Raw genomic sequence first — 17,482 nt, 5'->3', positions numbered from 1 at the left:
GCGTCCATCGCACACGGAGGTAACGACGATGCACGATCTTGCGGGCGCGGTCTGGCGTACCAGCAGCCGTTCCAACGACCAGGGGCTCTGCGTGGAAGTGGCGGACAACCTGGTCGATGTCCATGGTCTGGTTGCGGTCCGCGATTCCAAGGACCAGGCCGGCCCCACCCTCGCGGTCAGCCCGCCTGGGTGGACGGCGTTCATCGGCGCGATCCGGGCGGGTCGCTTCGAACACTGACCGGAGCATCGGCACCTGTCGACGACGTCTGGTGCCGAGCAATGGTCCAATCGGACAGCGTGGCCTCCGGGAGGTGGAAAATCCGTCCCGGGGGCCCCGGCCGGCCCCTACTCCGCGTACCGTCGGGGACACGGGAGGCGGGCATGTCGACGGTGGCGGTTACCAGGTTCATCGAGGCGCACGCTGTCGATGTCTGGGGTCTGCTGACCGACCTGCCCGGCCGTACGGCCCGGCTGACCGCCGCGGGCTCGATCGAGGTGCTCACCCCGGGTCCGTTCGGGCCGGGCACCGCCTGGCGTGAGGAGCGAGCCCAGCCCGACGGCGGCACGCTCACCGAAGAGTTCCTGGTGGTGGAGGCAGTCGCCCCACACCGGTTGGTGCTCTGTTCCTCAGGTGCTGGCGTGGACTACCGAATCACCTGGAGTCTGCGACAGGTCCGGCGTCGCCGTCGGGGTTGCACGGCGGTCACCGTCACCCACGAGGCCGTGCCGACGGCTCCGTACGGCCGGGTGATGGCGCTGCTGCTCGGCGGCCTCGCCGCGCGGGCGGTCGAGGTGGCGCTCGGCCGCGACCTCGCCGACCTGGCCGTGGCGGCCGGTGCCGGCGCCGTCGAAGCCGCCTGAGCGCCGGCCGGTCACCTCCGCATCCGCGCGTGGTCGCCCTGACCTGCGCGGGGTCCGGCAGGTTCCGCTGGGTAGGGTGCCGGGCGGAGGTGCGGCATGGGGATCCCGAGGGGCCGACGACGGCTCGCGATGGCGGTCGCGGCGCTGCTCGCGACCGTGGTCGTCGTGGTCATCGGTTACCGGGTGCTCGCGCCGGCCGAGGTGAGCACGGTGGCCCAGGCGGACTATCCGCAGGCGGCCCGACCAGCTGCCGGTGTGGTGGGTCGACTGCCGGTCGCACCGTTGATCGTGGACGGGAGGCTGCGGGTGTACGCGGCGCACCGCCAGGTGTACGCCGACCGGCCGGTCGACGGTCGGCACCGGACCACCCCGTACTGGTCGTACCGGCGCTGGCCGGCGGAGTTGACCGGGGTGGTGGCCAGCGGCCGTACGGTGGTCAGCCGCTGGTCCGACGGGCAACTGGTCGCGCTCGACGCGCCGACCGGGCGGGTGCTCTGGAAGGCTGACGGCCCGGAGCCCGCCGAGAGCGATGCGGTGGTACGCCGTACCGGTGCGGCAATCGTCTGGGATCCGCGCGGGCTGCACCTCACCGACCTCACGGACGGCCGCACGGTGGTGGTGGTCAGCGGGGACACCGAGGCGCGCGGGGTCGAGGTGAGCGGCGGCCGGCAACTCTGGCGGGTCGAGCTGCCCGGCCGGTGCCGCAGCGACGTCGGCACCACGGTCGGCGGACAGCTGATCGGTCTGGACCGGTGTGCCGGACCCGCGACTGTCGAGTTCCGGGACGCGGCGACCGGTGCGGTGCGGGAACGCTGGCGACCGCCGGGTGGGTCCGACGAGTTGGTGGTGACTCCGCTCGGTTGTCGTAGCGGTCGGTCGGACTGCCCGGCCTTGCGCACCGCGGGACCGGGCGACGCGGCCGGCCGGGGCTGGCTGGTGGGCGTCGGCGAGCCGGTCGCTGCCCCCGCGCTCGATCCGGCCGGGGCAACCGTGGTGGGTGAGCAGGCCGTGGTGGTGCTCGACGGGGTGGTGGTGGGTCGGTCGGCGCGTACGGGCGCGGAGTTGTGGCGGTCCGCTGATCTGGGTACGGCACGGGTCCTGGCCGCGCAGCCTGGCCGGGTGCACCTGCTGACCGACGCCAACGAACTGGTGACGCTGGACCCGGCGACCGGTAGGCGACTGTCCCGCTTCTCGCTCAACGTCGGACGGGACGGGACGGGCTGGGTGCCCGGGGCGGTGGGGGCCGGGGGCGGCTATGTCGCGGTGGAACGACTCCGCAGGCCGGTCGACCCCGCCGGCGACGACCGGCGCTACTACCTGACGGCGGAAGCGGTGATCCTGGCCGCCACCTGATCGTGGTGTCTCCGGCACCCGCAGAGCTGAACCCTGCATACCTTTTGGCGGTAAAAGGTATGTTTTTCACGGTTCAGGTTTCCTCGGGAAGGGGTCGGCGCATGGGCAGGACAGCAGCCAACTATCTCGTGGGTGGCGCACTCGCCGCCGCGGCGAGCCTCGCACTGGCGGTTCCGCCGGTGCTCGACGCCGATCCCGCGTCGGCGCGCGGGTTTGCTGCCGTCCGGGTCGCGCCGTCGGCGGACACGGGCGTCACCTTCGAGATCCTGCCGGCGTCGCCGACACCCACGCCAACGCAACCCGCGTCACCCACGCCCACCCCCACGCAACCCGCGCCGCCGACGCCCACGCAACCCACGCCGGCGCCACCGCAGCCCACGCCCAGCCACGGTCAACTGCCGGTCACCGGTTCCGGCGGGTCGACGTTGCTGCTCGTCGGACTGGGCGTGCTCCTGCTGATCGTCGGTGGCCTCGCCGCCCGTCGCTGGCGGCGCGTGTGATGTACGCCGGCCGTCGGCGGTTGGCGCGAGCCCGCCGCCGGTGGCTGGTCCATCGTGTGCACCTCGTCGATGGCCGGTGCGGAACCCGCCACCGGCGGCCGATGCGCTGTGCGGCCGCCGGCGTGGCGTCAACGTCCGGCCGGAACCCGCTCCCGTGGCCTGCCGGTGGGGGGCCGAGGGGACTTGCGGGAGCGGCGGATCAGCACCGCGAGTCCGGCGAGGAGCAGGAGGCCCGCGACGGCCGCCGCCACGGTCCAGCCGGACACCATCCGGGAGATGACGTTGCCCCGCTTGCCGACCTGACCCGGGTCGGGAAACTCGATCTGCGCGCTGACGCTGCGCTTCACCAGCCCGCTCTCCAGGTTCACCTCGATCTTCCAGGGTCCGTTCGGCAACGCGGCCGGTAGCCGGGCGATGACCTGCCCGGAGCCGCCCGGCGCCAGCGTGACGCCCTGCACCACGGGGAACGGGCCAGCGCGGCTGTCGGCCGGTCCGTCGCTGAGGGTGACCGAGCCGGTCAGGTCGATGGCACGACCGCCGGTGTTGGTGACCTGGGCGGTCACCGAGGGCTCGCCCTCGGGGCCGCGGGCCGGGCGAAGCTCACCGATGGAGAAGTCGGAGACCGGTTCGCCGCCGGGTCCGATGTCGAGGTACATCCGGACACCGACCCGGTGGATCTGGGTGACCTCTCCGCCGGCCCGGGGCGCGGAGGTGGCGGACGCCCAGATCACGCCGTACCGCTCGCCGCGCGAGGCGGGCGGCGGCACCGTGATGGTCGCCAGGACCCGGGCCTCGCCCCACGCTTCCACCTCGACAGCCGAGGTGTCGAGGGTGACCCAGGACGTCAGCTCGTTGGCCGCGCGGCCCTCGCCGAACCTGAACTCCGAACCCTCCACGCTCGCCGCCGCCGGATACACGTCGATGCGGCGGGCCTCGTCGGTGCGATTGGTGATCAGCAGTTGCCGCTTGATGGTGGTGCCCGGCGGCAGGTGATCGACGATGTAGCGCAACGCCCGGGGGTCGTCGCGCCGGTTGGTGGGTGCCTCCAGCAGCCGGATTCCGAGGCGGTCGTCGGCGTCTGGCTCGGCCGCGCCGGCCCGGGTCGTCAGACCCGGACCGGCGAGGGAGAGCAGCGCCAGTGCGACCGCGACGGTCGACCGGCCGTGGCGGCTAGGCCACCGAATGCGTCACCGTCCCGGTGTAGACGCCCGCGATGCTGTCCAGCGGCACGTTGACGATCAGGGTCGGGTTCCAGGTCGCGGTGTTGCCGCCGGTGCCACCGGCGTGGGTGAACGCCGTGAGCGGGGTGACGCTGTCCAGCGGCGCGGCGGCGCCGGCGTTGGCCTGGCCCGGCGTGAAGGTGCCGGTGCCGGTGGTCGCCGTGGCCGGGCCGGACCAGTAGTCGATCTCCCCCGGGAGGACCGTCTCGGCGGGGGTGCCGCCGCCGGTCTGGAAGACGCTGGCCGTCACTGAGGCGACCCAGGAGGCGTCCGCCGCACCCCGGGAGTCGGTGACCGTGACCGGGCCGAGCTGGCCGGTGATGGTGCTACCGGGCGCGCCGCTGCCCAGGTCGGCGGTGGCCGGCGCGTCGATGTCGAGGGTGCCCGCCGCCACCTCGAAGGTGACGTCGGTGGTGTCGGTGGGAGCGGCGGCGGCCGGTGCGGCGAGGAAGCCCACCATCGCGGCGGCGGCCGCTCCGGCGAGGCAGATCTTGGCAGTACGCACTGTTTGTTACCCCGTTCTCGAAGTGAGCCGGCGTGATTCCTCGATACAGCCGGCTACTTCGGAAGATAGGGCAGGCAGCGGGGCACAAGCGGACAAACAGCGCTTATGACCCTTTCTGGGTCAGATCAGTGCGGACTCCGCAGCGGCCAGGAACGCGTCGTTCTCGGCAGGGGTGCCGATGGTGACCCGGACCCCGTCCCCGGCGAACGGCCGCACGATCACCCCGCGTGACTCGCACGCCTTGCCGAACGCCACGGCCCGCTCGCCCAGCGGCAGCCAGACGAAGTTGGCCTGGCTCGTCGGCAGTTCGGGCACGAACTTGCGCAGCGCCTCGGTGACCCGGTCCCGCTCGGCGACGACCAGGGCGCAGCGACGCGCCATCTCCGTCGCCTGGGTCAGCGCGGCGAGCGCCCCGGCCTGGGCCGCCGTGCTGCTGGAGAACGGGGTCGCCACCTTGCGGATGGCCGCGGCCACCACCGGCTGGGCAACCAGCCAGCCCATCCGCAGCCCGGCCAGACCCCACGCCTTGGACAGGGTGCGCAACACCGCCACGTTCGGCCGGTCCAGGTAGTCGAGACCGTCCGGCACCTCCGCGTCGGTGACGAACTCCCGGTACGCCTCGTCGATCACCACCAGCACGTCGTCCGGCACCGCGTCGAGGAACCGGTCCAACTCTCCCCGGCGCACGGCCGTACCGGTGGGGTTGTTCGGGTTGCAGACGAAGATCACCCGAGTCCGTTCGGTCACCGCCGCGGCCATCGCCGCCAGGTCGTGCCCGTGCCCGGCGTCGTTGGGCACCCGCACGCTCGTCGCGCCGCTGGTCGCCACGATGATCGGGTACGCCTCGAAGGACCGCCACGAGTACAGCACCTCGTCGCCGGGCAGGCAGGTGGCCCGCACCAGGTGCTCGGCGAGCGCCACGGACCCGCAGCCGGTGGCGATCCGGTCGGCGTGCACCCCGTACCGCTCGGCCAGCGCGTCCCGCAGCGCGACCACGCCCATGTCCGGGTAGCGGTGCGAGGTGGTGATCGCCTCGGTGACCGCCTCCACCACGCCCGGCAGCGGCCCGTACGGCACCTCGTTGCTGGCCAGCTTGATGGCCTCCGGCAGGCCCAACTCACGGGCCAGGTCGGCGGGACTGCGACCCGGCACGTAGTTGGGTAGCGCGTCCAGGTCGGCGCGGGTCAGCCGCAGCGCCGGCTGATGACGTCCGGAGTCGGTCATGGGGTGTCTCCCGGGGGCTGGTTGCGGTCGTTCGAGGGGGTGGAAGCGAAGCCGTGCGGAACTTCGACGACGACTGTCTGCGCGCGCTTGTCGTGCAGCGCCTGGCGCAGCGGGTGGTCGAAGAGCGGGGAGAGGGCGTCGACGAGTTGCAGCACCAGACCGATCCCGGCGCAGTACCAGAACAGCGTCGGCAGACCCAGCAGACTCCACCGGCTCAGCGACCGAACCATGCCCAGCGGCTGGTCGGCGGCGATCGGCACCGCCCGGATCCGCATCAGCCGCTTGCCGACGGTCTGCCCGTTGGCGGCCATGGCCGGCACCTCGTACGCCAGCCAGAGCGCCGCGGCGATCAGCAGGATCACCAGCAGGAGCGAGTTGGCCTGCTCGCCGGGCAACGGCAGGCCCTCGGCGGAGGTCTCGCCCCGCTCGGCCCGCCGGAAGATCTCCCGCCAGTACGGGGCCCACTCCTGCGCCCAACGCCAGACGAACCAGCCGTTGGCCACGATGTTCAGCGCGAAGACGAGGCCGAAGTCGATCAGCCGAGCAACGAACCGGCGGCCGTAGCCGGCCAGCACGAAGCCGTGCGGACGCGGCTCGGGCGGTCGCATCGACCAACCGGGGTGCCCGGGCGGGGGCGCCCAGCCAGGTTGGCCACCCGGAGGCACCCAGCCCGGCGGACCGCCCTGCGGACCCCAACCGGGAGGGCCGGCAGCCGGTCCCGAGACTGGGCCGTGGCCCGACTGCGGGCCGTACCCCGGTGGTGGGCCGTACCCCGGTGGTGGACCCGGATGCGGCGGCCCGCCGGGGACGACGGTCGCCGGGTCCGGGGTGCCCGACGCCGCGGGCGCGACCGGGGCGACCGGCGCGGGCGGCGGCTCGACCGGCGGAGGGCCGTCCGGCGGAATGGCGTCGACGGGAATGGGCGCGCCGAGCCACCCCTCGCCGTCCCAGTAACGCCTGGTGTCGGTGTCGGCCGGGTCCACGTACCAGCCGGGTTGAACGCTCACGCCGCCGCTCCGCTTCGCTGCGCGCCGGCGCGAGGCGCCACGCTCCTGAGCCTGCTGGTTCGCTCACTGCGCTCGCTCACGCCACCGCTCCGCTTCGCTGCCTGCTGTTTCGGTCGTTGCGCTCGCTCACGAGGACACCTTAACGACGACCGTGTCGGCGAACTTGTCGTGGAGGCACTGCTGCCACGGCTTGTCCCAGAGCTGCCACAACCCGTCGACGTAGGCGCCCCCCGGGACCAACGAAGCTCCCAGGTACTGCACGAGCCAGCGCCGGCCGGCCATCCGCCGGTCCAACGTGCGGCTCGGGTCGATCGGCACCACGCGCAGATTCAGCACCTTCTTGCCGACCGTCTGACCACCGCGCTTGAGGTACTCCACGTGGTAGAGCCAGTAGAACCCGAGCATCACGACGAGGAGCCCGAGCTGTAGCAGCAGGATCGGCAGGAAGAACTCGACGAAGAGGGTGGGCAGATCGGCTTCCACCAGCGGGCCGTCCGTGTGGGTCCGGGTCATCTCGGTGAACATCCGCCACCAGAGGATGAGGAAGAACGGCAGGAACAGCACCAGCGACACGGCGCTGGCCAGCGCCGTGTCGATCAACCAGGCCAGCAGCCGGTCGGCGAAACTCGCGAGCGGCTGACCGCCCGGGCTCAGCGGCGGAGGCGGCGGGCCGGGTGGTCCGGCGTGCCACGGTGGCGGTGCGTACCCGGGTGGGGCGTACTGCGGCGGCACCGCGTACCCGTGGGGGTGTGGTCCGGGCGGCGGCGCCACGCCGCCGGCGGCGGGCTGGGGCCCACCGGCCGGCGGCGTCGGGTACGACGGAGGCTGCGTCACGCCCGCAAGTGTTACAGGTTGCCGCGGGCTTCCTGCTCCCGCTCGATAGCCTGGAACAGCGCCTTGAAGTTGCCCTTGCCGAAACCGAGCGAGCCGTGCCGCTCGATCAGCTCGAAGAAGACCGTGGGGCGGTCCTGCACCGGCTTGGTGAAGATCTGGAGCAGGTAGCCGTCCTCGTCCCGGTCGACCAGGATCTTGCGGGCCTTCAGCTCCTCGATCGGCACCCGCACCTTGCCGATGCGGGCGCGCAACTCGGGGTCCTCGTAGTACGAGTCCGGGGTGTCCAGGAACTCCACCCCGGCGGCCCGCATCGCGTCGACGCTGGCCAGGATGTCGTTGGTGGCGACGGCGATGTGCTGCGCCCCGGGGCCCTGGTAGAACTCCAGGTACTCGTCGATCTGGGACTTCTTGCGGGCGATCGCCGGCTCGTTGAGCGGGAACTTCACCTTGCGGGTGCCGTTCGCGACGACCTTGCTCATCAGCGCCGAGTAGTCCGTGGCGATGTCGTCGCCGACGAACTCCGCCATGTTGGAGAAGCCCATCACCCGCTTGTAGAACTCGACCCACTCGTCCATCCGGCCCAACTCCACGTTGCCGACCACGTGGTCGACGGCCTGGAAGAAGCGCTTCGGCTGGATGCCGGCGGCGATCATCGGCTGCCGGTCCACGATCGGGCCGCGAGCGGCGAAGCCGGGCAGGAACGGGCCGGTGTAGCGGGACCTGTCGACGAGCGTGTGCCGGGTGTCGCCGTACGCGGCGATGGCGGCCATCCGGACCGTGCCGTGCTCGTCGGTCACCTCGTGCGGCTCCACGACGCTGGCGGCGCCCTGCGCGATGGCGTGCGCGTACGCGGCGTCGACGTCCGGGACCTCCAGCGCGATGTCGCTGATCCCGTCGCTGTGCTTCGCCACGTGCTCGGCGCCGTCGGCGTCCGGGCGCACCGCGCCGGTCAGCACGAACCGGGCCGAGCCGCTGGTCAGCACGTACTGGGCGTGGTCCCGGTAACCCTGCTCCGGGCCTCGGTACGCCACGCAGGTCATGCCGAACGCGGTGGAGTAGTAGTGCGCGGCCTGCTTGGCGTTGCCGACCAGGAAGTGCACGTGGTCGAGGCCCCGGACCGGGAACGGGTCGTGGCTGATGTCGTGGTCGACAGCGCCGACGAGCCGGTCGACGTCGACGTCCTCGGTCGACTGGGGTCGGTCGATCGCCTGGGTCATGATGGCCTCCCTCGCGTACCGGCCGGCCTCGTGGGCCGGTTGTTGACCGAAGGATCGCGGTGCGGGCATCGGCTGGGCAACTGTCCGGGTAAATGCTGGTCAGGTTGCGCATTCGGTATGGTCTGGGTCCATGAATGGTGAGCAGAATGTACAGCTCGACGTCCTCGACGTGCGCTTGATCGAACTGCTCGCCGAGGAGCCGCGGATCGGGGTGCTGGAGTGCTCCCGCCGGCTCGGCGTGGCCCGCGGCACCGTGCAGGCCCGGCTGGACAAGCTCGTCGAGCGGCGGGTCATCGTGGGCTTCGGCCCGGAGATCGCACCGGCCGCGATCGGGTTCGGGGTGACCAGCTTCGTCACCCTGGAGATCAGCCAGCGGCACGGCCACGACCCGGTCACCGCCCACCTCGCCGCCATCCCCGAGGTGCTGGAGGCGCACACCATCACCGGCTCCAGCGACCTGCTCTGCCGGATCGTGGCCCGCTCCAACACCGACCTGCAACGGGTCATCGACCAGATCGTCTCGTCCGCCGGCATCACCCGGGCCTCGACGATCATCGCGTTGGCCGAGCAGATCCCCTATCGCACGCTGCCGCTGGTGCGCAGCGCCGTGCGGGCGTCCTCGTAACACCTTCGCGCGCAGAAAGCGCGGCGACACGGCGGCGCGGGCGTACGGAAGATCCGTGATCGTGGCTACGGTGTGCGGGTGGCGAAGGGGAGCGTGCGCGGCGGGCTGCTGCTCGGCCTCGCCGTGGTCGTCGCGCTCGCCGCGACCGGCGTGTGGAATCCCTTCCCCGGCCTGTGGGACTGGGTGGACCGCAGCGAACCCATCTCCGAGCCGGACGTGGTCTGGCAGCAACGGATCGGCGGCACACCGCGCAGCGTGACCATCGCCGGCGACGCCGTCGTGGTCGAACAGCGCACCCGGGTGGAGGCCCGCAGCCTCGCCACCGGGGCGCAGCTCTGGGAGCGCAAGGCGGACTGGGCGGCGGTCGCCGGCGGCGACCGGGACGCGGTCGTCGCCGTGGGCAAGCTCCTGGTCAAGGGGTACGAGCTGCTCGACCCGGCGACCGGGGCGACCCGGCGACGCGACGACGACGCGGTGGCCGTCTGGACGTACCGCAACCTGCTCCTCGACGCCCGCTGCACGGAAGCCACCGACTGCACCCTGAGTGCCTGGGACCCGCGCGGCACCACGCCACTCTGGACAGCGTTCCTGCCCGGGGTGCACAGCGGCCTGCTCGCCGACAACCCGGGTCTGCGCGGCACCCGCCGGCTCACCGCCACCCGGGTCGACGACGGGGTGGCCGGGGCGGAACCAGCGCCACCGCTGCTCGGCTTCCCGGTGGACGGTCGGGTGCACGTCGTCGACACCGCCACCGGTCGCGTCTTGCAGAACGTCGAACCCGGGCGGGACGAGCGGCTGTCCGTGGTGGGCGGCCGGATGCTGCGGATCGCCGCCCGCTCCCAGGACGGCACCTGCTACTTCGCCATCTCCGCCCGGGACCCGGCGACCGGGCAGGAGGCCTGGCAGCGGGCCGGGGTCAACCTGCGGACCGCCGACAGCGCCGGCTGCGTGCAGCGCGAAGACCCGCAGGGTGCGCGGAACGTGCTGATCGGTGTCGGCCCAGACAGCCGCGAGGCGGTCGTCGACGGGTACGACGGCCGACTGCTCTGGGTCGGCGAACCGGGCACCAAGCTGATCGCCGTCGACGACCGCTACGCGGTGTTCCGCGCCGCCGACAAACGTTCCGTGGTCGCCCGTCAGCTCGGCACCGACCGGGTGCTGTGGACGCGTCCCGCCAGCGGCAAGGCCGGTGCCGCGCTGACCCCGTACGCGGCGGTGGTCGCGGACGAGAAGCCGTCCCGGTTGGCCGCGGTCGACCCGCGCAACGGCCGGGAGTTGGCAGTGCTGCGCACCTCGGCGAACGCCCTCGCGGTCGGGTCGCAGGGCATGATCATTGGTGAGGGGCGCGAGATCGGCTACGTCCGCTTCGGCGCTGGCGGGGGCTCGCCGGCCCGCCCGCCCGGCGACGGCGGGACCCCCGGCCCGGGCGGCACCGGCCCCGGTGCGCCGAACAACGGCGACTGCGGGCCGAAGGGGGAACTCTGCCCCGAACCGGACGGCGGCAAGGACGGCTGAGGGGCTGGTCGCCGATCGCTGAGCGGGCGGCGGGACCGCGGGATGAGAGCGGCGTCCCAGGACCCGCCCGGCGGGTGGGAGTGATCGACCGGTCTGCCCTAGGCTTGCCGCTCATGAGCAGTGCCGCCGCATTCTCGTACGCCCCCCTGCTGCCGACCGGCCCCGACCAGACGGACTATCGCCTGGTCACCGACGAGGGCGTCGACGTCGTACACGGCCCGGGAGGCCGCCGGTTCCTCACCGTGGAGCCGTCCGCGCTCACCGCGCTGACCGCCGAGGCGATGCACGACATCGCGCACTACCTCCGCCCCGCGCACCTGGCCCAGCTCCGGGCGATCATCGACGACCCGGCCGCCTCGCCGAACGATCGGTTCGTCGCACTGGACCTGCTGCGCAACGCCAACATCGCCGCCGGCGGGGTGCTGCCGATGTGCCAGGACACCGGCACCGCGATCGTGATGGGCAAGCGCGGCCGGCACGTGCTCACCGACGGCGCCGACGCCGAGGCCATCTCCCGGGGCGTCTACCAGGCCTACACGAAGCTCAACCTGCGGTACTCCCAGCTCGCCCCGCTGACCATGTGGGACGAACGCAACACCGGCAGCAACCTGCCGGCCCAGGTCGAGTTGTACGCCGAGGACCCGGACGGGCACCCCGACGCGTACAAGTTCCTGTTCATGGCCAAGGGTGGCGGCTCGGCCAACAAGTCGTACCTCTACCAGGAGACCAAGGCGCTGCTCAACCCGACGCGGATGATGCAGTTCCTGGAGGAGAAGCTGCGGCTGATCGGCACCGCCGCCTGCCCGCCGTACCACCTGGCCATCGTCATCGGCGGCACCTCCGCCGAGTACGCCCTGAAGACCGCGAAGTACGCCAGCGCGAAGTATCTCGACGCGCTGCCCACCTCCGGCTCGATGAGCGCGCACGGCTTCCGCGACCTGGAGCTGGAGGCGGAGGTGCTGGAGCTGACCCGCAACTTCGGCATCGGCGCGCAGTTCGGCGGCCGGTACTTCTGCCACGACGTGCGGGTGGTCCGGCTGCCCCGGCACGGCGCGTCCTGCCCGGTGGCGATCGCCGTCTCCTGTTCGGCGGACCGGCAGGCGGTTGCCAAGATCACCCCGTCCGGCGTGTGGCTGGAGCGACTCGAGACCGACCCGGCGCGGTTCCTGCCCGACGTCACCGACGACGCGCTCGACGCCGAGCTGGTCGTCCGGGTCGACCTGAACCGGCCGATGGACGAGATCCGCGCCGAGCTGTCCAAGTACCCGGTGAAGACCCGACTGTCGCTGTCCGGCCCGCTCGTGGTGGCCCGGGACATCGCGCACGCGAAGATCGCCGAGCGGCTGGACGCCGGTGAGCCGATGCCGCAGTACCTACGCGACCACGCGGTCTACTACGCCGGGCCGGCGAAGACCCCCGAGGGCTACGCCTCCGGCTCCTTTGGGCCGACCACCGCCGGCCGGATGGACGCCTACGTGGAGAAGTTCCAGGCTGCCGGCGGCTCCCACGTGATGCTCGCCAAGGGCAACCGGTCCGGCCAGGTGACCCGTTCCTGCCAGCAGCACGGCGGGTTCTACCTCGGCTCGATCGGCGGCCCCGCGGCCCGCCTCGCCCAGGACTGCATCAAGCACGTCGAGGTCCTCGAATACGCGGAGCTGGGCATGGAGGCGGTCTGGAAGATCGAGGTGGAGGACTTTCCCGCCTTCATCGTGGTCGACGACAAGGGCAACGACTTCTTCGCCGAGGTGACCAAGCCGGTGCTCACCGTCGGTCGCCGCTGACCCCACCGGCACGGCAAGGGGCGTCGAGCGAATCCGCCCGACGCCCCTTCTGTCGCCCGTGCTGTACCGACATCGGTGCGCCCACCCCACCGGAGGCGGCGGGCGTGCGCACCGCCCCCGTCGGATGCCGTCACCGACAACTCGGGAGTGAGTGTCCGATGGACCGCTGCCGATCCACTCTCACATCGCTATCGCCTGACTGAGCCAATCTGTCACCGCCGGACTACGCTGCTGAAAGTCGGGCCATTGAGGCGGGGGAGCAGATGCGGTTCGGGATCCTGGGGCCTCTGCGGGTCGGCGGTGGCGAGAGCACTGTCACCGCTGGTCGAGACCGGATCGTGCTCGCCATGCTGCTGTTGCGGGCCGGCCGGCTCGTGCCTGTCGAAGAGCTGGTCGACGCGGTGTGGGAGGAACGCCCGCCGGCCACCGCCCGGGCCCAGTTGCAGACCTGTGTGTCGCGGTTGCGACGCCGGTTCGCCGAGCTTGGGCTGGCACCGGAGGCCATCGTCACCGATCCGGCGGGGTACGGCGTCCGCACCGGGCCGGACGACCTGGACGTCGAGGTCTTCGCGCGGGGTGTGGAGACGGCCCGGGCCAGCGCGGAGGCCGGTCGGCTGGACGACGCGCGGACGGCATACCGCGGTGCCCTGGCGCTCTGGCGAGGGCCGGCGCTCGGCGGTATCCCGAGCCGGAGCATCCGCCGCCGCGCGCAGGCCCTCGACGAGCAGCGCCTGACCGCGGTGGAGGAGTGCGTCGACGTCGAGCTGCGTCTCGGCCGAGGCGCCGAGTTGATCGACGAACTCGCCGAGAGCATCGACCAGCATCCGCTGCGAGAGCGACTGCGCGGCCAACTGATGCTCGCCCTGTCCTCGGTCGGTCGGCAGGCCGACGCGCTCGCGGTCTACCGGGAGGGTCGGCGGTTCTACGCCGACGAACTGGGCATCGAGCCGGGCGCCGAGCTCCAGAAGCTGCATCAACGCGTACTCGCCGGCGATCTTGTCCTGGCCGGTCGGGCGTCGTCGCCGATCCAGCCGGTCCGCTCGCTGCCCCGGGCGATCGGCGACTTCACCGGTCGGCAGCAGACGCTGGCCCGCCTCCGGAAGGACGTGGAGGCCGGCGCACGAATCCAACTCATCGACGGAATGGCCGGCAGCGGCAAGACCACCCTCGCGGTGCACGTCGCCACCGCCCTGGCCGGCGACTACCCGGACGCCCAGCTCTACATCGACCTGCACGGGCACAGTGAGCGCACCCCACTGACTCCGGCCGCTGCGGTGGCCACGCTGCTGCGGCAACTCGGCCTGCCCGCCGAGCGGGTGCCGACCAACCAGGACGACCGGTTGGCGCTCTGGCGCAACGAGCTGGCCGGCCGGCGGGCCCTGCTGGTGCTGGACAACGCGGCCACCGCCGACCAGGTGACGCCCCTGCTGCCCAACGGTCCGCGCTGCCTGGTCCTGATCACCAGCCGTCGCCGGCTGGTCGGGGTGGACGAGGGGCGGCCGTCGTCACTGCCCGTGCTCGACACGGACGAGGCGATCGAGTTGCTCGGCCACGTGGTCGGCGTCGACCGGGTGGCGGCCGAACCGGAGGCGGCCACCGAGGTCGTCCGCCGTTGCGGTCACCTGCCCCTCGCCATCCGGCTGGCCGGCGCCCGACTGGCGCACCGCCCCCGTTGGCGCATCGCCGACCTGGCCGAGCGGCTGACGAGTCGACCCGACCCGTTGGCCGAGTTCGAGGCGGGCGACAGGTCCGTCGGGCGGGCCTTCGCCCTGTCGTACGCCCAGGTGCCGCCGGCGGCGCAGCGTGCGTTCCGGCTGCTCGGCCTGCACCCGGGGGTTCGGTTCGACAACTCGGTCGCCGCCGTCCTCGCCGAGCTTTCCCTGCCCGACGCCCAGGACCTGCTGGACGAGTTGGTCGACGCGAACCTGGTGGAAGAGGCCGAGCCGGGTCGGTACCGGTTGCACGACCTGGTCCGGGAGTACGCGCGGACCCTGGTGTCCGAGCCGGGCCGAGAGGTCGAGCGGCGGGACGGCATCGAACGTCTCCTCGACCACCATCTGCACGTCGCCACGGCGATCGCGCGCAAGACGGAACTCTCCTCGCTGCACTCGCTGATCGTGGTGGCGGAACCGCTCCGCCCGGACCTGGTCGCGCTCGTCGCCGAGCAGGGCCAGGCCTGGCTCGACGAGAACCTGGCCGTGTGGACCGCCCTGGTCCGACTGGCGGAGACCGAGGCATTCCTCAACTACTGCTGGCAGTTGGCGAGGGCGTGCTGGTACGCCCAGTTCGAGGGCGGTCGGCTGGATGAGCTGATCGAGACCCACACGATCGGCCTGCGCGCCGCCGAGGCGTTGGGCAACGACCGGGCAGTGGCGACGATGCTCAACTATCTGGCCTCGGCCCACTACCGGCTGGGTGATTTTCCCGAGTCGATCCGGGTCATGGAGAGGTCACTCGAAATCTTCCGCGAGCTGGGTCTGCGCAGCGGCTTCCGCAACACCCTCGGCAACCTGGGCAGCTCGTACGCCGGCAACTTCGAGTTCCGCCGCGCCCGGGAGTGCTTCGACGAGGCCCGCGCGGTGGCGACGCGGATGCGCGACAAGGAAGCGCTGACGAACGAACTCAACAACCTGTCGATGACCCTGCTGCTGTGGGGACGGCTCGACGAGGCGCTGCTCGTTGCCCGACGGCACCTGAGCATTGCCCGCGAGGTCGGCGGCCCGCGCCGGATCGGCAACGCCCTCGGGCATCTCGGGATGATCCGGCATCGGATGGGTGATGTGGGACCGGCCAGCCGGTTGCTGCGGGTGGCACTGCGTTTCAAGCGGGAGATGGGCACCCGGTTCGGTGAGGGTGAGGTGTTGAACGAGATCGGGATGATGGAACGGGAGGCCGGGCGTCCGGAACAGGCCGCCGACCTGCACCGTGCGGCACTCGTCGCGATGACCGAGGTGGGGGACCGCGTCGCCCAGTGCGGTTCGCGCAACCTGCTGGCCCGAGCCATCCTGGACCAGGGGGACGTGACGAGCGCACTTGACCTGCATCGCCGGGTGCTCGCCGACGCCACCGGGCTGGGCGCCAGAAACGAGCAGGGTCGGGCCCTGGAAGGCATGGCCCGCTGCCTGCTGCCGACTGACCCGGCGGCGGCGCGAGCGCATCTGACCCGGGCGCTGTTCCTGCTCCGTCAGATCGAGTCGCCGGACCAGCGCGAGGTGGAACGCCTGCTCGCCGAGTTGGGCTGACGGATCATCTGCGAGTCGGCGGCGGGCGCGGCAGGATGGTACGTGTGACGACTCCAGAGGCGACCGGATACCGGATCGAACGCGACTCGATGGGCGAGGTGGAGGTGCCCGCCGAGGCGCTGTGGCGGGCACAGACCCAGCGTGCGGTGCAGAACTTCCCGATCTCCGGCCGCGGCATCGAGCCGGCCCAGATCAAGGCCCTCGCCCAGATCAAGGGCGCGGCGGCCGAGGTCAACGGCGAGTTGGGCGTGATCGAGGCCAACGTGGCCGCCGCCATCGCCGCGGCCGCCGCGCACGTGGCCGACGGCGGTTACGACGACCAGTTCCCGGTGGACGTGTTCCAGACCGGCTCGGGCACCTCGTCGAACATGAACGCCAACGAGGTGATCGCCACGCTCGCGGGCCGGGAGCTGGGCTCACCGGTGCACCCGAACGATCACGTCAACGCCTCCCAGTCGAGCAACGACGTCTTCCCATCGTCGATCCACCTGGCCGCCACGCAGTTCATCGTGGAGGATCTGCTGCCGTCGCTGGGCCACCTGGCCTCGGCACTGGAGGCCAAGGCGGCGGAGTTCGAGACCGTGGTCAAGGCCGGGCGCACCCACCTGATGGACGCCACCCCGGTCACCCTGGGCCAGGAGTTCGGCGGGTACGCCGCCCAGGTTCGCTACGGCATGGACCGGCTGGAGGGCGCGTTGCCCCGACTGGCCGAGCTGCCACTGGGTGGCACCGCCGTCGGCACCGGGATCAACACCCCGCTCGGCTTCGCCGCCGCCGTGATCGGCAAGCTACGTGAGTCGACGGGGTTGCCGCTGTCCGAGGCGCGTAACCACTTCGAGGCGCAGGGTGCCCGGGACGCCCTGGTGGAGACGTCGGGGCAACTGCGGACCGTGGCGGTCGGTCTTTACAAGATCGCCAACGACATCCGGTGGATGGGCTCCGGGCCGCGTGCCGGACTCCGCGAACTGCGTATCCCCGACCTCCAGCCCGGCTCGTCGATCATGCCCGGCAAGGTCAACCCGGTGGTCGCCGAGGCGATGCGACAGGTGTGCGCACAGGTGATCGGCAACGACGCGACGGTCGGCTTCGCCGGCTCCCAGGGCGACTTCGAGCTGAACGTGATGCTCCCCGTGATGGGCCGCAACCTGCTGGAGTCGATCCGGCTGCTCTCCGCGGTGAGCCGGCTGTTCGCCGACCGGCTGGTGGCCGGCCTTGTCGCGGACGCCGAGGTCTGCCTGGCGTACGCCGAGGGTTCACCGTCGATCGTCACCCCGCTCAACCGCTACCTGGGGTACGACGAGGCCGCCTCGATCGCCAAGGAGGCGCTGGCCAAGCAGACCTCCATCCGCGAGGTGGTGATCTCCCGGGGGCACGTCGACTCCGGCAAGCTCACTGAGACCCAACTGGACGAGACGCTGGACCTGCTCCGGATGACCCACCCCTGACCTCCGGTCGGCGGGGAGCGCGCCGTGCGGGGTGATCGCGCTCGATCCAGGAATTAGTGGCCTCCACACGCCCGGACCCCACTATTTCCAGGATCGAGCACGATCTTGCGTGGTCGGTCGGGTGGTGAGCGGGTGTTCTCCCACGCAACTTCC

Annotated in this window: 15 protein-coding genes; 9 read left to right on the top strand and 6 right to left on the bottom strand. The window is 71.9% G+C overall.

What is annotated here, in order from left to right:
- Positions 1-28 precede the first annotated feature (28 nt).
- From AB0A90_RS25505 to AB0A90_RS25490, 4 genes are all read left to right on the top strand, one after another.
- Entirely contained in the window at positions 29-238 is a 210-nt protein-coding gene (locus AB0A90_RS25505; RefSeq protein ID WP_357252746.1) for a DUF397 domain-containing protein, read from the top strand.
- Positions 239-381: 143 nt separating this feature from the next.
- Entirely contained in the window at positions 382-861 is a 480-nt protein-coding gene (locus tag AB0A90_RS25500) for an SRPBCC family protein (protein ID WP_357252743.1), read from the top strand.
- 96 nt (positions 862-957) lie between these two features.
- A complete protein-coding gene (locus AB0A90_RS25495; protein ID WP_357252740.1) occupies positions 958-2,214 on the top strand; it encodes a PQQ-binding-like beta-propeller repeat protein in 1,257 nt (418 codons plus the stop codon).
- Between the two features lie 101 nt (positions 2,215-2,315).
- Entirely contained in the window at positions 2,316-2,714 is a 399-nt protein-coding gene (locus AB0A90_RS25490; RefSeq protein ID WP_357252737.1) for an LPXTG cell wall anchor domain-containing protein, read from the top strand.
- A gap of 128 nt (positions 2,715-2,842) precedes the next feature.
- On the opposite strand, the gene AB0A90_RS25485 is transcribed toward AB0A90_RS25490, so the two are convergent.
- From AB0A90_RS25485 to hppD, 6 genes are all read right to left on the bottom strand, one after another.
- On the bottom strand, positions 2,843-3,724 hold the full coding sequence (locus tag AB0A90_RS25485) for a hypothetical protein (RefSeq protein WP_357252734.1): 882 nt from the start codon (positions 3,722-3,724) through the stop codon (positions 2,843-2,845).
- A 160-nt stretch (positions 3,725-3,884) separates the two neighbouring features.
- Entirely contained in the window at positions 3,885-4,439 is a 555-nt protein-coding gene (locus tag AB0A90_RS25480) for a hypothetical protein (RefSeq protein ID WP_357252733.1), read from the bottom strand.
- A gap of 120 nt (positions 4,440-4,559) precedes the next feature.
- On the bottom strand, positions 4,560-5,663 hold the full coding sequence (gene hisC / locus AB0A90_RS25475; protein ID WP_357252730.1) for a histidinol-phosphate transaminase: 1,104 nt from the start codon (positions 5,661-5,663) through the stop codon (positions 4,560-4,562).
- Positions 5,660-6,670 (bottom strand): RDD family protein, encoded by a 1,011-nt coding sequence (locus tag AB0A90_RS25470; RefSeq protein ID WP_357252727.1) that lies wholly within the window; start codon positions 6,668-6,670, stop codon positions 5,660-5,662. The genes hisC and AB0A90_RS25470 overlap by 4 nt, the downstream gene beginning before the upstream one ends.
- A gap of 126 nt (positions 6,671-6,796) precedes the next feature.
- Positions 6,797-7,504, bottom strand: a complete 708-nt coding sequence (locus AB0A90_RS25465) for an RDD family protein (RefSeq protein ID WP_357252724.1) — start codon at positions 7,502-7,504, stop codon at positions 6,797-6,799.
- Between the two features lie 11 nt (positions 7,505-7,515).
- Positions 7,516-8,721, bottom strand: a complete 1,206-nt coding sequence (gene hppD, locus AB0A90_RS25460) for a 4-hydroxyphenylpyruvate dioxygenase (RefSeq protein WP_357252721.1) — start codon at positions 8,719-8,721, stop codon at positions 7,516-7,518.
- A gap of 130 nt (positions 8,722-8,851) precedes the next feature.
- Between hppD and AB0A90_RS25455 the strand changes: the two genes are divergently transcribed.
- The 5 genes from AB0A90_RS25455 to AB0A90_RS25435 all read left to right on the top strand — a co-directional run bounded on the left by AB0A90_RS25455 (position 8,852) and on the right by AB0A90_RS25435 (position 17,329).
- Positions 8,852-9,346 (top strand): Lrp/AsnC family transcriptional regulator, encoded by a 495-nt coding sequence (locus AB0A90_RS25455; RefSeq protein WP_357252719.1) that lies wholly within the window; start codon positions 8,852-8,854, stop codon positions 9,344-9,346.
- Between the two features lie 105 nt (positions 9,347-9,451).
- Complete coding sequence (locus tag AB0A90_RS25450) at positions 9,452-10,861, top strand: PQQ-binding-like beta-propeller repeat protein (RefSeq protein ID WP_357253046.1); 1,410 nt, start codon at positions 9,452-9,454, stop codon at positions 10,859-10,861.
- 113 nt (positions 10,862-10,974) lie between these two features.
- On the top strand, positions 10,975-12,642 hold the full coding sequence (locus tag AB0A90_RS25445; protein WP_357252716.1) for a fumarate hydratase: 1,668 nt from the start codon (positions 10,975-10,977) through the stop codon (positions 12,640-12,642).
- A gap of 263 nt (positions 12,643-12,905) precedes the next feature.
- Positions 12,906-15,884, top strand: coding sequence for a BTAD domain-containing putative transcriptional regulator (locus AB0A90_RS25440; RefSeq protein ID WP_357252713.1), 2,979 nt, complete (start codon positions 12,906-12,908; stop codon positions 15,882-15,884).
- Between the two features lie 35 nt (positions 15,885-15,919).
- Positions 15,920-17,329 (top strand): class II fumarate hydratase, encoded by a 1,410-nt coding sequence (locus AB0A90_RS25435; protein WP_357252710.1) that lies wholly within the window; start codon positions 15,920-15,922, stop codon positions 17,327-17,329.
- The last annotated feature ends 153 nt before the right edge of the window (positions 17,330-17,482 follow it).

It is taken from the genome of Micromonospora sp. NPDC049204, from assembly GCF_040647935.1.
In the GTDB taxonomy this organism is placed as follows: domain Bacteria; phylum Actinomycetota; class Actinomycetes; order Mycobacteriales; family Micromonosporaceae; genus Micromonospora.
This window is presented reverse-complemented; position numbering and strand designations above follow the sequence as displayed.

What these genes read in the sequence shown, in the direction of transcription:
- AB0A90_RS25505 (WP_357252746.1), top strand. Translation starts at nt 29, where the DNA reads ATGCACGATCTTGCGGGCGCGGTCTGGCGTACCAGCAGCCGTTCCAAC.
- AB0A90_RS25500 (WP_357252743.1), top strand. Translation starts at nt 382, where the DNA reads ATGTCGACGGTGGCGGTTACCAGGTTCATCGAGGCGCACGCTGTCGAT.
- AB0A90_RS25495 (WP_357252740.1), top strand. Translation starts at nt 958, where the DNA reads ATGGGGATCCCGAGGGGCCGACGACGGCTCGCGATGGCGGTCGCGGCG.
- AB0A90_RS25490 (WP_357252737.1), top strand. Translation starts at nt 2,316, where the DNA reads ATGGGCAGGACAGCAGCCAACTATCTCGTGGGTGGCGCACTCGCCGCC.
- hisC (WP_357252730.1), bottom strand. Translation starts at nt 5,663, where the DNA reads ATGACCGACTCCGGACGTCATCAGCCGGCGCTGCGGCTGACCCGCGCC.
- hppD (WP_357252721.1), bottom strand. Translation starts at nt 8,721, where the DNA reads ATGACCCAGGCGATCGACCGACCCCAGTCGACCGAGGACGTCGACGTC.
- AB0A90_RS25455 (WP_357252719.1), top strand. Translation starts at nt 8,852, where the DNA reads ATGAATGGTGAGCAGAATGTACAGCTCGACGTCCTCGACGTGCGCTTG.
- AB0A90_RS25445 (WP_357252716.1), top strand. Translation starts at nt 10,975, where the DNA reads ATGAGCAGTGCCGCCGCATTCTCGTACGCCCCCCTGCTGCCGACCGGC.
- AB0A90_RS25440 (WP_357252713.1), top strand. Translation starts at nt 12,906, where the DNA reads ATGCGGTTCGGGATCCTGGGGCCTCTGCGGGTCGGCGGTGGCGAGAGC.
- AB0A90_RS25435 (WP_357252710.1), top strand. Translation starts at nt 15,920, where the DNA reads ATGGTACGTGTGACGACTCCAGAGGCGACCGGATACCGGATCGAACGC.